Origin of the sequence: Nocardiopsis rhodophaea (assembly GCF_039530945.1) — a bacterium.
Lineage (GTDB): Bacteria > Actinomycetota > Actinomycetes > Streptosporangiales > Streptosporangiaceae > Nocardiopsis_C > Nocardiopsis_C rhodophaea.
In genome coordinates this window covers 52,175-67,102 of record NZ_BAAAPC010000016.1, presented here as the reverse complement: position 1 = coordinate 67,102, position 14,928 = coordinate 52,175, and the positions used below count along the sequence as shown (strand labels likewise).

Genomic DNA, 14,928 nt, shown 5'->3' with positions numbered 1-14,928 from the left:
ACTGAAACAAGGAGCACGCCGAAGTGGCAGCAGAGATGTACTACGACGACAGCGCCGATCTGAGCGTCATCCAGGGGCGCAAGGTCGCCGTGATCGGTTACGGCAGCCAGGGGCACGCGCACGCCCTGTCGCTGCGGGACTCCGGCGCGGACGTCCGCATCGGCCTTCCCGAGGGGTCCAAAAGCCGGGCCAAGGCCGAGGAGCAGGGCCTGCGCGTCGTCACTCCGGCCGAGGCCGCGCGCGAGGCCAACGTGATCATGATCCTGGTCCCGGACCACATCCACCGCGACCTCTACGCCAACGAGATCGCCCCCAACCTGCAGCAGGGCGACGCGCTCTTCTTCGGGCACGGCTTCAGCATCCGCTACGGTCTGATCCAGCCGCCCGAGGGCGTGGACGTCGCCATGGTCGCCCCCAAGGGCCCCGGCCACCTGGTCCGCCGCCAGTTCGAGGCGGGGCGCGGTGTGCCGTGCCTCGTCGCGGTGGAGAAGGACGCCAGCGGCCAGGCCTGGGACCTCGCCCTGTCGTGGGCCAAGGGCATCGGCGGCACCCGCGCGGGCGCGCTGAAGACCACTTTCAAGGAGGAGACTGAGACCGACCTCTTCGGTGAGCAGGCCGTGCTGTGCGGCGGCACCGAGGAGCTGATCAAGGCCGGTTTCGCCACGCTCGTCGAGGCCGGTTACCAGCCGGAGATCGCCTACTTCGAGTGCCTCCACGAGCTGAAGCTCATCGTGGACCTCATGTACGAGGGCGGCATCTCCAAGATGAACTGGTCGGTGTCGGACAACGCCGAGTACGGCGGCTACACCCGCGGCCCGCGCGTCATCACCGAGCAGACCCGCGAGGAGATGCGCAAGATCCTCCGCGAGGTCCAGGACGGCAGCTACGCCAAGGAGCTCATGGCCGAGTTCGACGCTGGGCAGCCGACCTTCAAGAAGCGCCGCGAGGTCGAGCAGAACGAGCAGATCGAGCAGGTGGGCGCCGAGCTGCGCCCGCTGATGAGCTGGCTCAAGGGCTAGTTCCCCGAGCGGCGGGCCCCGGGAGCGATCCGTCGCTCCCGGGGCTTTTGGCAGGCTGGAGCAGTGTCGGACGCGTTCGCCGGGGCCGGTCCGGGCCGTACCGCCACCCATGCATATCGGTTTCCCGACCTGCGGACTAGACTTTTGACGGCCATGCGGCCCGCCTTGCCAAGGCGCGGAGTTTGCCCAAGGCCGCACCCGTGCGGCCCCGTCGCAACCCACAAAAGGATCAAGCTGTGCCCAAACCCTCCGTTCTCGTCGCGGAAGAACTCTCGCCCGCTGGAATCGCTCTGTTGGAGGGGGACTTCGAGGTCCGCCACACCAATGGCGCCGACCGATCCGAGCTCCTGCCCGCCCTCGCCGACGTCGACGCCCTGATCGTGCGTAGCGCGACCCAGGTCGACGCCGAGGCACTGGCAGCCGCCCCCAACCTCAAGGTGGTGGCACGCGCCGGTGTCGGTCTGGACAACGTCGACGTCGACGCCGCCACCAAGGCTGGTGTGCTCGTCGTCAACGCGCCTACTTCCAACATCGTGAGCGCGGCCGAGCAGGCCGTTAACCTGCTGCTCGCCTGCTCACGGAACACCGCCCCGGCGCACACCGCGCTGGTCAAGGGCGAGTGGAAGCGATCCAAGTACAAGGGTGTCGAGCTCTACGACAAGACGCTGGGCATTATCGGCCTCGGGCGTATCGGCACCCTGGTGGCCCAGCGGCTCTCGGCGTTCGGGATGAAGCTGGTCGCCTACGACCCCTTCGTGCAGCCGGCCCGCGCCGCCCAGATCGGCGTGGAGATGCTGAGCTTGGACGAGGTGCTGGAGCGGAGCGACTTCATCACCATCCACCTGCCGAAGAACAAGGACACCATCGGGCTGATCGGTGACGAGGCGCTGCACAAGGTCAAGCCGAGCGTGCGGATCATCAACGCCGCACGCGGCGGCATCCTCGACGAGGCCGCCCTGTACCGCGCTCTGCAGGAGGGGCGGGTCGCCGGGGCCGGTATCGACGTGTGGACCAGCGAGCCGTGCACCGACAGCCCGCTGTTCGAGTTCGAGAGCGTGGTCGTCGCGCCGCACCTGGGCGCCAGCACAGAGGAGGCCCAGGAGAAGGCCGGAACCCAGGTGGCGCGCTCGGTCAAGCTCGCGCTCTCCGGTGACTTCGTGCCCGATGCCGTCAACGTGCAGGGTGGGACCGTGGCCGAGGAGGTCAAGCCGGGCCTGCCGCTGACCGAGAAGCTCGGCCGCATCTTCACCGCCGTGGCCGGCGGCATCCCCGAGCGCATCGACGTGGAGGTGCACGGCGAGATCGCGGCGCACGACGTCAAGGTCGTCGAACTCGCCGCCCTCAAGGGCGCCTTCGGCGACGTCGTGGAGGACGCGGTCACCTTCGTCAACGCCCCGCTCTTGGCCAAGGAGCGCGGGGTCGAGGTCAACCTCGTGACCAGCAGCGACCACTCCGACTGGCGGAACCTGATCCGCGTGTGCGGGATCATGCCCGACGGCCAGCGGGTCTCGGTGTCGGGCACGCTGACCGGTCCCCGGCAGACCGAGAAGCTGGTCGAGATCAACAACTACAGCATGGAGATCCCGCTCAGCGCGCACATGGCGTTCTTCCTGTACGACGACCGCCCCGGCATCGTCGGCACGGTCGGCGCGCTGCTGGGCGACGCCCAGGTGAACATCGCGGGCATGCAGGTCAGTCGGGACGAGCAGGGCGGCACGGCGCTCATTACGCTCACCGTCGACTCCGCGATCCCCGACGCCACCCTGGACGCGATCTCCACCGAGATCCAGGCCGAGACCACCCGCCAGGTGGAGCTCGACTAGCGGCCGTGCCCCGGCCGCTCGTGAGGCGCTGCGGCGCTGCGGCAACGGGGCGGAGAGCGCTGCGGGGGCCGTCCCTGGACGCGGGCGGCCCCGCGTGTGGTGTGCCCCCGAGGCGCCAATGGCCGGCCCCGCGGGGAGAGAAAGAAGACCCCGAGGCCGTGCTCGACGCCGAAAGTCGAGGGCGGCGGCGATGCCCCGTTCTTCGGCGGGCGGGGGTCAGGAGGCCTCCTCCACGACGAACGCCCATGACGCTGACACCTCGGGCGGCGCTTCCTCGTTCGCCTCCCGCTCCTCGCTGGGGACGTACCACCCGGCGTTGACGATGACCACGCGGACCTCGGGCGGGAGCTGGGCGGAGACCTCGACGGGGTCTCCGGTGCGGTAGACGCACTCGGTGCCGGGGCCAGCGTCGGCCCGCGCGGCGTCACCGGAGTCGGGATCGGCAGCGTCGGCAGCGCGGGGGTCCGCGTCGGTCAGCGCGCATTCGTACTCGTCGATCATCCCCGTGGGGGTGCCGGACGCGCTGAGCGTGTCGTACAGGAGGAGGTCGACCCGGACCGGTGACACGCCGGTGGCCAGTTCGATCGTGACCCTGTCGGTGGCGGGAGCCCGGACGTCGTCTGCCACGCCCTCGGCGGTGGCCTCCTTCAGTTCGCCGTCGACGAACCAGGAGGAGTAGACGCGCTCGCCGGGCACACGCTCTGCTCCGGAGCCGCTCTCCCACCAGGCGCGGGGAACGTCCTCCGGCGGTGGGACGGCCTCGACGCGCGCGCCGGTGTCCGCGGCATCGGGTCCCCGCGACGGTGACGAAGCGGGTGATGCCGTCGGCCGCGGGTCGCAGGCGGCGAGGAGGGCGACCGCGGTGGCCACCGCCGCGATCGGGCGGAGCAGGCTCATGGCGTCTTCTTTCCCGATCGACGGCGGCGGATCAATCTGTACCGGTGGGTGCGGGCTCAACAGGTGATGTCGTTGCGGCGCCGGGAGGTCCGGCCCACATAGCTCGTCCCGTCCTCGACGCTCTCGTGGTAGGAGGAGCCCAGCCAGTCGCGGGTGTCGCCGACGCAGGTCGGGGAGCCCGCGCTGGCCCTGACGGACTGGCGGGAGCGTCGCTCTTTCATGCCGCTCGACCCGCGTTTCTCCCAGCCGTACCAGCGCGAGCGGTAGAGCACGGTCGCGACCCCGAGAGTGGGGACGGTCCGTCGGCAGCGGGTGTTGGCGACAACGCTGATGGTCCCCCGGGCATGGGAGGCCCTGTGCGGGTTGTGGGTCCTGCCGACGCAGCCGGCGGGGCTGAAGGCGGCGCGGGCCCGGGGGTCCCGCGGGCCGAGGGCGGCCTCGGGCGGGGCGTCCGCGTCGAGGTGGCTGATGTCCCGCGCGTGGGCGGGGGCGGCGGCGAGTCCGGCGGCGAGGACCGCGGCGGCCGCCGTGATCGCGGCGGCCCTCCACCCTGGTCTTCTCGCCAATCCGCGGTGCGGGGTCGGGGTCACTGTCACTCCTCGTGTGCGTCGCTGGGGGAAGAACCCGGGCCCGGTTCCGCCCCTCGGGATTCCCGGGGCGCTGAGCGCGGAAAACGCGTGTACGCACGCCGTGCGGATTCGCCGGAACGCCCTGACGCCAAGTGGGGAGAAAACGGCCGTACCGGGCCGCCGACCAGCGGAAAGAAAGACGGAACCGCCCGGATGGGGTTAGCCGAAATCCCGGGTTCGGGTGGTGGCCTTGGCGGTGAGGCGGGTCGACGCGGCGGGGTGTGGGGATGCGGAGAGTGACGGACGGGACCCCTGAGTGTGCGGATCCTCTGGCCGATTAATTGGACATCCGATAGTCTGTCGTCCTAGGAGTTACCGGCCGCACGGCGACGACGCCGCAGCGGCCCGGCGCACCAGGCTTCCGCACACGCAGTCACCACTTCGGGCGGCGGCCGATCCGGTATGGCGATCCCACCGGAGCGCGCGAACTTTTCCCGAGCTCACGGCCGCCCCGGCCTACCCGGGGGTGAACCATCGCGGCCGAGCCGGGTGCCGCATCCGTCGGCGTTTACCTCTGCCGAGCCGCGCGCGGCACTCCTGCATTCCTGTCTCCGACGTTGTCGAGCAGTTTCCCTGTCGTTCCCAGCGAGAGGATCGCCGCCATGTACGACACCACCGAAGTTCCGGCCCAGGACGAGGCGACCGAGGCCGTCCAGACCGCTCTGGACCGCCGCGACAACGGCGGCCCCGCGGGGCATTGATCCGGTCGGGAGGCCCACGGGCTGGTCGCGGAGTGGGGGGAGTGGGCGCACGCGCTCTCCGTGCTCGCTACCCTTGTCTCAAAACCTGATTGCATTCGTCCCATGATGTGAGACGAGTGGAGTGGGTGGCGGGTGCCCGCCGGCATCCGCCACCCCCGTGAGACAACAACCACCGCCGAAGAAGAAGCTGGCTCTCCCATGGCTGCTCGCACCGTCAAGCTCGCCGTCATTCCCGGTGACGGGATCGGTCCCGAGGTCGTCGCCGAAGGGCTGAAGGTCCTCTCCGCTGTCGCCCCCCAGCACGATCTCGCCTTCGACACCACCACCTACGAGCTCGGCGCCAAGCGATGGCACGCCACGGGCGAGACCCTGCCCGACACGGTGGAGGAGGAGCTCCGCGGCCACGACGCGATCTTCCTCGGAGCGGTCGGCGACCCGTCGGTGCCCAGCGGTGTCCTGGAACGCGGCCTGCTGCTGCGGCTGCGGTTCGACTTCTCCCACTACGTCAACCTGCGCCCGGTGCGGCTCTACCCGGGGGTCACCTGCCCGCTGGCCGATGCCGCGCCCGAGGACGTCGACATGCTCGTCGTCCGCGAGGGCACCGAGGGCCCCTATGCCGGAATGGGCGGGGTGCTGCGTCAGGGCACGCCCGGCGAGATCGCCACACAGGACAGTGTCAACACCCGCTTCGGGGTGGAGCGCGTGGTGCGCTACGCCTTCGAGAAGGCCGCCGTGCGCCCCCGCAGGAAGCTGACCCTCGTGCACAAGGATAACGTCCTCACCTTCGCCGGTGAGCTGTGGCAGCGCGTCGTGCGCGAGGTCGGCGCGGATTACCCGCAGGTCTCCGTGGACTACTGCCACGTGGACGCCGCCACCATGTTCTTCGTGACCCAGCCGCGGCGCTTCGACGTCGTCGTCACCGACAATCTCTTCGGCGACATCATCACCGACCTCGGCGCGGCCGTCGCCGGCGGCATCGGTTTGGCGGCCAGCGGCAACATCAACCCGGAGAACGCCTTCCCGAGCATGTTCGAGCCGGTGCACGGTTCCGCCCCGGACATCGCGGGCCAGTCCAAAGCCGACCCCACCGCCACCGTGCTCTCGGCCGCGATCATGCTCGACCACCTCGGGCTCGGCGCCGCGGCGCGCCAGGTCGAGAACGCTGTCGCCGGCGACCTCCAGGCGCGGGCCAAGGACGGCGGGGAGCGGTCGACCGCCCGGATCGGCGACGACCTCGCCCGGCGAGTAGCCGAGCAGGGCTGAGCCCAGCGGTCTCGGCCCTGCTGATACCTGATCGGCGCGGCCGGGACCTCGAACCCTCTACCGGTGTTGAGCAGCGGGCGCGCCAGTCGGCGCGCCCGCTGCTTCGCGAGGGGTGCCCGGGTCGACCCCGCGTGAGCGACTGACCCGGGTACGCGAGGTTATGGCCCCAGGCGCGTCGTTTCCGTCACACTAGATCTTGGACCGGCAGCGCTGCCGGTTCGACGTACCCGAGAGGACCACACCACCCATGAACAGCAGCACCACCACAAGCGGGTTGACGTTCGAGATTCAGCCCTCGACCCAGCGGAAGACCCCGCAGGAGCGAGCGGCACTTCTAGAAAGTCCCGGGTTCGGCAACGTGTTCACCGACCACATGGTCACCATCCGCTACACCGAGGACAAGGGCTGGTACGACGCCCGGCTGGAGCCGTACGGTCCGCTGCCCCTCGATCCGGCGACGGCCGCGTTGCACTACGCGCAGGAGATTTTCGAGGGGCTGAAGGCTTACCGCCACCCCGACGGCAGGGCCGTGTGTTTCCGGCCCGAGGCCAACGCCGCGCGGTTCAACCGCAGCGCGGCCCGGATGGCCATGCCGGAGCTGCCCGAGGACCTGTTCGTCGGCGCGATCGAGGCCCTCCTCGGACAGGACGCCGAGTGGATCCCCACCCAAGAGGACAGCAGCCTGTACCTGCGTCCGTTCATGTTCGCGACCGACGTCGGGCTCGGGGTGAACAACCCCTCGCGCAGCTACATGTTCGTGCTCATCGCCTCGCCCTCGGGCCCGTACTTCTCGGGCGGCATCAAGCCGGTCACGGTCTGGTTCTGTGAGGACTACACCCGCGCCGCCCCCGGCGGCACCGGCTTCGCCAAGTTCGCCGGGAACTACGCCGCCAGCTTCCTGGCCCAGGCGCAGGCCGTGGAGAAGGGGTGCGACCAGTGCGTCTGGCTCGACGCGGTCGAGCACCGCTGGGTCGAGGAGATGGGCGGTATGAACCTGTTCTTCGTCTTCGGCTCCGGTGACGACGCCCGGATCATGACGCCCGCCCTCACCGGAACGCTGCTGCCCGGGATCACCCGCGACTCGCTGCTCAAGCTCGCCCCCGAGCTGGGCATCCCCGCCGAGGAGGGCAGCATCTCCACCGACCAGTGGCGGGAGGCCGCGGCCAGCGGTGAGCTGACCGAGGTCTTCGCCTGCGGTACCGCCGCCGTCATCACCCCCGTCGGTGCGGTCAAGAGCAACCAGGGCGACTTCACGATCGGCGACGGTGCACCCGGCCCCGTCACCATGCGCCTGCGCGAGGAACTGGTGGCGCTGCAGTACGGCACGCGCGAGGACACCCACGGGTGGATCCGCACCGTGGCCTGACGCGGTCGGGCTGAAGCCCCGGGCCGGTCGGTGCGCCCCGACCGGCCCGTGTGTGCTCGGGGCCGACCGGGGCGCACCGGGTGCTCGACGTGGGGAAAGCGTCCGAACTGAGAAAATTGTGTCTCAGTTTATGAGACAAACGCTGGATGAGCTCGTGTTCCTCGCGGGGCATATGGCAGACTCGGTTCCGTGCCGTCTCAGGTGATCATTATTTCGAGGCGCGCTGGCTAGACCCGGACCCGCCAGCGCGCTGACCTCTCGTGTCCACGAGGGGTCTTTTTTGTTGGCGGGGGCGGGCCACCACAACCAGGACGTACATCCACCCGCGGGAGTTCGACCCATGCCTGACGACAGTTTCCACGTCTTCGACACGACGCTGCGCGACGGCGCCCAGCGTGAAGGCGTCAACCTCACCGTCGCCGACAAGCTGGCCGCCGCGAAGCTGCTCGACGAGTTCGGCGTGGGATTCATCGAGGGCGGCTGGCCTGGGGCGAACCCCAAGGACACCGAGTTCTTCCAGCGCGCTTCACAAGAGCTGGCGCTGAAGCACGCGCAACTCACCGCGTTCGGCGCGACCCGCCGTCCGGGTGTGCGGGCGGCCGATGACCCCCAGGTCGCCGCTTTGCGCGAATCCGGTGCGCCGGTCGTCACCCTTGTCGCCAAGAGTGACGGCCGGCACGTGGAACGCGCCCTGCGCACCACACGGGCCGAGAACCTGGAGATGATCGCCGACACCGTCGCGCACCTGCGCGAGCACGGGCAGCGGGTGTTCCTGGACTGCGAACACTTCTTCGACGGTTACAACCACGACCCGGATTACGCCGCCAGCGTCGTGCGCACCGCCACCGAGGCCGGGGCCGACGTGGTCGTGCTCTGCGACACCAACGGCGGGATGCTGCCCGCCGACATCACCCGGATCGTCACGGAGGTGGCCGAGCGCACCGGCGCCCGGCTCGGCATCCACGCCCAGGACGACAGCGGCTGCGCCGTGGCCAACACCCTGGCAGCCGTGGACGCCGGCGCCACGCACGTGCAGTGCACCGCCAACGGCTACGGAGAGCGGGTGGGCAACGCTAACCTGTTCTCCGTGGTCCCGGCGCTGGAGCTGAAGTACGGGCGCGCGGTGCTGCCGGAGGGGTGCCTGTCCGAGATGACGCGCGTCTCCCAGGCCATCGCCGAGATCGTCAACATCGCCCCGGCCACCCACCAGCCCTACGTCGGCGTCTCCGCGTTCGCGCACAAGGCTGGGCTGCACGCCTCGGCGATCAAGGTCGATCCCGACCTCTACCAGCACATCGACCCGGCCCGCGTGGGCAATGACATGCGGATGCTGGTCTCCGACATGGCCGGGCGCGCCTCCATCGAGCTCAAGGCCAGGGAACTGGGTGTGGACCTCGGCGGCGACCGCGACGTGCTCGGACGCGTGGTCGAGCGGGTGAAGGCGATGGAGAGGTCGGGGTACAGCTTCGAGGCAGCCGACGCCTCCCTGGAGCTGCTCCTGTGCGAGGAGCTGGGCCGCCCGGTCCGCTACTTCGAGGTGGAGTCCTGGCGGACCATCAGCGAGCGGCGTCCCGACGGCGGAAGCGTCAGCGAGGCCACCGTCAAACTCCACGTCAAGGGCGAGCGGGTGATCGCCACCGGGGAGGGCAACGGCCCGGTCAACGCCCTGGACCGCGCTCTGCGCTCGGCCCTTGAGGGGGTGTACGCCGCCTTGGCGTCACTCGAACTCGTCGACTACAAGGTCCGCATCCTGGAAGGCGCCACTGGAACCCACGCCGTTACCCGCGTGCTGATCGACTCCAGCGACGGCAAGGGCGAGTGGACCACGGTCGGGGTCGGCGAGAACGTCATCGACGCCTCCTGGATCGCTCTGGAGAGCGCCGTCACCTACGGCCTCCTCCGGCAGGGCTACACCCAGCCATAGCGCGGGGGCCGCACCCGGTCGGCGGAACGGGACCGTGCGTCCCCCGTGACATCGGGAGGGACGCCGCGCGCCCGGCCCGGCACCGCACGAAACGAAATGTGGCGCCGGCCGTGCCGGGTCCCGACGGCACGGCCGGCGCGGGGCCCGGGCGGCGGCCGGCCGCTCCCGGCGCCGTCCTAGCGGGCCCTTCCGGAGGGGAGGGTGACGACTCGACTTCGTAGAGTAAAGCAGTAGTAACAAGATCAGAAAATGCGCTGCGGTGGCCGAATGCGGCCACCGAATCCTTCGCCTGATATTTGCGATCATCGCATTTTGGTGATATCTGCGACCGGTGCTCAGGATTCCGCAAAAGAATGGAAAATACCAGCTCTGGGCCCTCGGCGGGGCGTGGATTTGTATTCACGTCGCGTCGCCGCGCCGATCGAACTCGGATAACATTCAACATTCCCGAATTCATCCACCCGCGACGAATTGCATGTCCGGGTACGGCGCACTCGCCAGGCGGCCCGCGGCAATCGGCCGCCTCAGGGGTTCGGCCATCCGTTGGCCGTGCACCCGTCCAGGCCGAAGGTCTGCTGCTGCATGACCGGGGCCGTCTCTCCGCGGCCGGGGCAGGGGACATGGCCCTTGCCGAGAGCGTGCCCGACCTCGTGGTTGATCACGTAGGTGCGGTAGGTCTCCAGGTCGCCGTCGAAGTGCTCGACACCGCTGACCCAGCGGTTCTGGTTGATGATCGAGCGTCCGCCCTGGTGGCACGAGACGTAGCCCATGGTCCGCAGCGGGGCGCACAGGGAGTCGACGGTGTCGGGAGCGGCGAGGGTGACACGGAAGTCGACCGGACCGGAGTCCACCCGCTGCATCGACATGGCGCCGTCCGCGATCCAGCTGCGGTCGTCGCTGAGGACCTGGTCGACAGCGGCGGCGAAGTCCTCGGGGTCCCCGGGAAGGCCTGTCTCGACCTCGACCATGTAGCGCTTGAGCGGCCCTTTGCCCGCGACCTCGCTCGTGCCGGGAACCACCGTGAGGTCACCGCTGCCGTCCTTGACCTCGTCCTCCACCGAGCGGAGCAGCACCGGGGTGTCCTCGCCCTTCCCCTCGTCCTCAGCGTCGTCGGCCACGGCCGCCCGGCGCTCACCGGGGGAGCCGTCGGTGTCCGCCGACGGGGAGGGGGACGCCGGCGTCGACGCCGTGGTCTGGGCGCCGTTCCCCCAGTCGGAGGTGCGGCCGTCGATCACGATGAGGCTGACGCCCGCCGCGACGACGGCCAGACCGACGATGAGCTCGATCCGGTAGCCGCTATTGCGGTGTCTCCCCGCCGGTCTTTGGCGGGCTGCATCCGATTCGGGCCTGGACAAAACGCGGGACCTTCCTGGGGTAATGGCGAACTTCCCCTCAGGATCCCAGAAGCCGGGCCTAAAACGGGCATCGCGAAGGTCAGGCGCGGGTCAGAAGAACGTTGAAAGCCGACCCGCGCCGATGACCCCTGATCACCCCTCGCCCGTGACGTGCTGGACGACCTCGAACCCCCACTGCTCGCTGTCGATGGCGGCCAGGCCTCCCTGGCCATGGCCGTGACCGTGGCCGTGACCGGATTTCTCGGCCTCGGCCGCGGCCTGGGCGTGGCCGTGCTGGAACGACCGGCTCTGCAGCCAGTTCTGGTAGGACTCCTCGTCCTTCCACCGGGTGTAGACGATGTAGCGGTCGGTTCCCTCGACGGGGCGGAGCAGCTGGAACTCCTCGAAGCCGGGCTGCCCTTCGACAAGCCCCGCGCGGTTGGCGAACCGCTCCTCCAGCGTCGCCCCGGACCCCTCGGGAACGGTCAGTACGTTGAATTTCACGACAGAAGCCACTGGTCACCTTTCATCGCACCGCGGCCCCGTGACATGCGCGGTTTCCGAGAGCCTTGATTCCCCTGGGGACGTGGAGAAGAGTTGCCTCCGCACAACACTCGGTCACCAAGCGACATCCGGAGCCTGGAATGAGCCGTTTCCCATCATCTCCCCTCACCCCCGACGCCCCCGCACCCCTCCCGGACCACGTTGCCGCAGCCTCCCTCGACCGCCGCGAACTCTTCGCCGCGACCGGGCGTGTCGCACTGGCCGGCGGCACCGTCTGGTTGCTCGGCCCGTCCGTGGTCGCGACGCCCGAGGCGCGGGCCCGTCCGGGCGGGGGCGGGCCGGGCGTGACCGTCACCGAGGGCACCAACATCTCGGCGGCGGCCTCTCCCGACGGGAAATGGATCGCGTTCGACCTCTACACCTCGATCTGGGTGGCACCGGCGGGCGGCGGCCCGGCGCGCCGCCTCACCGGCCCCCTCGTCGACGCCACGCGGCCGCACTTCGCGCCCGACTCCGCGAGCATCGTCTTCCAGGCCTACACCGACAACAACTTCCACATCCACGTCATCGACATCGCCGGAGGCGAGCCGCGTCAGCTCACCGACGGACCGCACGACCACCGCGAACCGCGCTTCTCCCCCGACGGCCGGACGATCGTCCTCGCCAGCGACCGGGGGAACGGCTACGGTATCTGGCTCTACGACATCGACTCAGAGAAGCTGGCCGCGCTCACCGACAGCGACGTCGACGAGGCCGAGCCGAGCTGGTCGGCGGACGGCGAGCGCGTGGTCTACGTCCAGGGCCGGGAGAGTGTGCACGAGACCACCCTCGGCGGGGAGACCCGGGAGCTGGTCGCGGCCCAGGACGACACCACCGTCTACGCTCCCGCGCTGGCCGGAGACGGCGAAACGCTCGCCTACGTCGCCGCGCACGCCGACTCGGTGCACCTGATGGTCGACGGAACCAAGGTCAGCGGTGCGGAGGACGTGTTCCTCGGCGCCGTCTCCTGGCTGGGCGTCGACCGCGTCCTGTACACGGCCGACGGGCGCGTGCGCAGCCGTGACCTGTCCACCGGCGAGGTGGCCGATATCGACTTCCGCGCCGGGGTCTCCTATCGGGACCACAGGACGCGGGGGCCGCGCCGGGACCCCGATGACCGCGACCGCCACCCGGTCCGCGGGATCGCCGGTCCGGTGCTGTCGCCCGACGGCGAGCGGGTCGCCTTCCGCGCGTTGGGGGCGCTGTGGGTCATGCGGATCGGCCACAAGCCGCGCGCCGTCGTCGACGACGGCTCCTTCAGCTCCGACCCCGACTGGCACCCCGATGGCCGCTCGCTCGTCTACTCCAGCGACCGCGAGGGCACACCGGCGCTGTGGCGGCACAACCTCGACGACGGGACGGACGAGCGGCTGACGCGGCTCGATGGAGCCCAGCTCACCCCCAGATGGGCGCCGGACGGCGAGCGTATCGCCTACCAGGACGAAGACGGGGCGACGTGGGTCCTCGACCTCAGCGACGGTTCCGCACGGCAGGTGCTGCCCAAGCTGTTCATGCCCGGACGCCCCACCTGGTCGGCCGACGGCACCACGCTCGCCCTCGCGGCGGTGCGGCCCCGTTCGGACCGGTTCCGCGAGGGGACCAGCCAGATCCTGACGGTCGACCTCGAAACGGGGAGCACGCGCTACACCGAGCCGGCCCCGTTCCGCTCGCTGTCCACGCGGGGTGACGACGGCCCGGTCTGGTCGCCCGACGGAACGCGGATGGCGTTCGTGATGGAGAGCGTGCTGTGGGTGGTAGACGTCGCCGCCGACGGAACCTTCCGGAGCGAGGCGCGACAGCTCACCTCCGAGGTGACGGACGCGCCCAGCTGGAGCGGGGACTCCCGCACGCTCCTCTACCTGAACAACGGCCGGCTCCGACGAATCCCCGCGTCGGGTGGGCGGCCCAGGACCGTCCCCCTCAGGATGTTCTGGACGCGGTCCCGCCCCAGCGGGCGCACCATCATCCGGGCCGGGGCGCTGTGGGACGGCACATCGGAGCAGCTCCGGCGCGACGTCGACATCGTTATCGAAGACAACCGCATCGCCCAGATCCGGGTGCGGGCGTCGGGCGGCGAGCAGGAGACGGCGGAGGACGCCCGGATCGTCGACGCCACCGGTCAGACCGTCATGCCCGGCCTGATCGACGCGCACGTGCACTGGCACCTGCGCGGCCGCGCCTGGGGATCGCGCACCGGGCCGCTGTTCCTCGCCTACGGCATCACCACCACGCGCTCGCCGGGCGACCCCGCCTACCAGATGCTGGAGACCCGCGAGTCACTCGACGCCGGCAAGCAGCTCGGACCGCGCTACTTCGCCACCGGCGAGGCGATCGACGGGAGCCGGATCTACTACAACTTCATGCGGCCGACCCTCGACGGCGAGCAGCTCGACCTGGAGCTCGAACGTGCCTTCGCGCTCGACTACGACATGGTCAAGACCTACGTGCGGCTGCCGGTCACCATGCAGCGGGCCGCGATCGCGAAAGCGCACGCCGAAGACATCCCGCTGTCGTCGCACTACCTCTATCCCGCGGTCGAGCTGGGCATGGACGGGATGGAGCACACCGGGGCCACCAACCGCCTCGGCTACTCGCACACGGTGAGTCGGCTCGGGCGCTCCTATGGCGACGCCACCCGGCTGTTCGCCGCCTCGGGGATGCCGCTCACCCCGACGCTGTTCTCGTCGGGGGCGCTGTACGGCGAGGACCGGTCCCTGATCGACGACGAGCGCACCCGCGCCCTGTTCCCCGCGTGGGAATACGAGGCGCTGGAGGACAAGGCCAAGCTGATGGCGAGCGACGCCCCCTCCGCCCGCCGCGCCCGCGAGATGCTGAAGGGCAATGTGGCCATGCTGCGGGAGATCCACCGGGGCGGCGGCACGCTGATCGGCGGCACGGACGCGCCGCTGGACAACGTCGCGATCAGCCTGCACCAGAACATGCGGGCCATGGTGCTCCACGGCTTCACCCCCTATGAGGCGCTGACGGTTACCACCCGCACGGCCGCGGAGTGGCTCGGCCTCGGCGACGACCTCGGCACCGTCGAGCCGGGCAGGCTCGCCGACCTCGCGATCGTCGACGGCGACCCCCTGACCGACATCGCCGACGCCGCGGCGGTCCGCTGGGTGGTGCGCAACGGCGAGGTGCACTCCGTCGATGACCTGGTGGCATCGGTGACCGAGCGGACGGAGCCATCCGGGCGCGCGGCACCCGCGGCCACGGCCGTCGGCGCTGCGGCGGCCACCGCGAAGCGACCTCCACTCGACTCGGTCACCTCACCCGCCGAGTGGTGGCACGGCGCGTCCGAACGGACCTCACCGCACTGCTGCTAACCCGGGTGCGCAGCGACGAGGGGCGGTCTGACCAGGATGGTCAGCCGCCCCTCGGTGTGCCGTCTCCCTCGTGTCCGCACGCATGCCATGGGTTCAC

10 protein-coding genes are annotated in these 14,928 nt (G+C 70.2%); 6 read left to right on the top strand and 4 right to left on the bottom strand.

All coding sequences use genetic code 11. The features are described 5' to 3' along the window. Window positions 1-23 precede the first annotated feature (23 nt). The gene (gene ilvC / locus ABD259_RS17990) at window positions 24-1,019 is read left to right on the top strand and encodes a ketol-acid reductoisomerase (protein WP_344106505.1); all 996 of its coding nucleotides are present in this window, start codon (window positions 24-26) and stop codon (window positions 1,017-1,019) included. A 236-nt stretch (window positions 1,020-1,255) separates the two neighbouring features. Further along, window positions 1,256-2,842 carry a phosphoglycerate dehydrogenase gene (gene serA, locus ABD259_RS17985; protein ID WP_344106508.1) on the top strand — a complete coding sequence of 529 codons (1,587 nt, stop codon included), beginning with the start codon at window positions 1,256-1,258 and terminating at the stop codon, window positions 2,840-2,842. A gap of 216 nt (window positions 2,843-3,058) precedes the next feature. Here the strand turns inward: serA and ABD259_RS17980 are convergent, their stop codons facing one another. Continuing rightward, window positions 3,059-3,739 (bottom strand): hypothetical protein, encoded by a 681-nt coding sequence (locus ABD259_RS17980; protein WP_344164072.1) that lies wholly within the window; start codon window positions 3,737-3,739, stop codon window positions 3,059-3,061. 56 nt (window positions 3,740-3,795) lie between these two features. Beyond that, complete coding sequence (locus ABD259_RS17975) at window positions 3,796-4,329, bottom strand: hypothetical protein (RefSeq protein WP_344106513.1); 534 nt, start codon at window positions 4,327-4,329, stop codon at window positions 3,796-3,798. 938 nt (window positions 4,330-5,267) lie between these two features. Here ABD259_RS17975 and ABD259_RS17970 point away from each other — a divergent pair. The 3 genes from ABD259_RS17970 (at window position 5,268) to cimA (ending at window position 9,622) form a co-directional block, all read left to right on the top strand. Beyond that, window positions 5,268-6,332 carry a 3-isopropylmalate dehydrogenase gene (locus tag ABD259_RS17970; RefSeq protein ID WP_344164069.1) on the top strand — a complete coding sequence of 355 codons (1,065 nt, stop codon included), beginning with the start codon at window positions 5,268-5,270 and terminating at the stop codon, window positions 6,330-6,332. Window positions 6,333-6,579: 247 nt separating this feature from the next. Next, a complete protein-coding gene (locus ABD259_RS17965) occupies window positions 6,580-7,698 on the top strand; it encodes a branched-chain amino acid aminotransferase (RefSeq protein WP_344164066.1) in 1,119 nt (372 codons plus the stop codon). Window positions 7,699-8,038: 340 nt separating this feature from the next. Continuing rightward, window positions 8,039-9,622 (top strand): citramalate synthase, encoded by a 1,584-nt coding sequence (cimA, locus tag ABD259_RS17960; RefSeq protein ID WP_344106519.1) that lies wholly within the window; start codon window positions 8,039-8,041, stop codon window positions 9,620-9,622. Between the two features lie 524 nt (window positions 9,623-10,146). On the opposite strand, the gene ABD259_RS17955 is transcribed toward cimA, so the two are convergent. Together ABD259_RS17955 and ABD259_RS17950 are read right to left on the bottom strand one after the other, a co-directional pair. Further along, entirely contained in the window at window positions 10,147-10,977 is an 831-nt protein-coding gene (locus tag ABD259_RS17955; RefSeq protein ID WP_344164063.1) for a DUF3152 domain-containing protein, read from the bottom strand. A 132-nt stretch (window positions 10,978-11,109) separates the two neighbouring features. Then, entirely contained in the window at window positions 11,110-11,472 is a 363-nt protein-coding gene (locus tag ABD259_RS17950; protein ID WP_344106523.1) for an antibiotic biosynthesis monooxygenase family protein, read from the bottom strand. A gap of 128 nt (window positions 11,473-11,600) precedes the next feature. On the opposite strand from ABD259_RS17950, the gene ABD259_RS17945 reads away from it, so the two are divergent. After that, window positions 11,601-14,831, top strand: a complete 3,231-nt coding sequence (locus ABD259_RS17945) for an amidohydrolase family protein (RefSeq protein WP_344164060.1) — start codon at window positions 11,601-11,603, stop codon at window positions 14,829-14,831. The last annotated feature ends 97 nt before the right edge of the window (window positions 14,832-14,928 follow it).

What these genes read in the sequence shown, in the direction of transcription:
- ABD259_RS17980 (WP_344164072.1), bottom strand. Translation starts at nt 3,739, where the DNA reads ATGAGCCTGCTCCGCCCGATCGCGGCGGTGGCCACCGCGGTCGCCCTC.
- ABD259_RS17970 (WP_344164069.1), top strand. Translation starts at nt 5,268, where the DNA reads ATGGCTGCTCGCACCGTCAAGCTCGCCGTCATTCCCGGTGACGGGATC.
- ABD259_RS17965 (WP_344164066.1), top strand. Translation starts at nt 6,580, where the DNA reads ATGAACAGCAGCACCACCACAAGCGGGTTGACGTTCGAGATTCAGCCC.
- cimA (WP_344106519.1), top strand. Translation starts at nt 8,039, where the DNA reads ATGCCTGACGACAGTTTCCACGTCTTCGACACGACGCTGCGCGACGGC.
- ABD259_RS17945 (WP_344164060.1), top strand. Translation starts at nt 11,601, where the DNA reads ATGAGCCGTTTCCCATCATCTCCCCTCACCCCCGACGCCCCCGCACCC.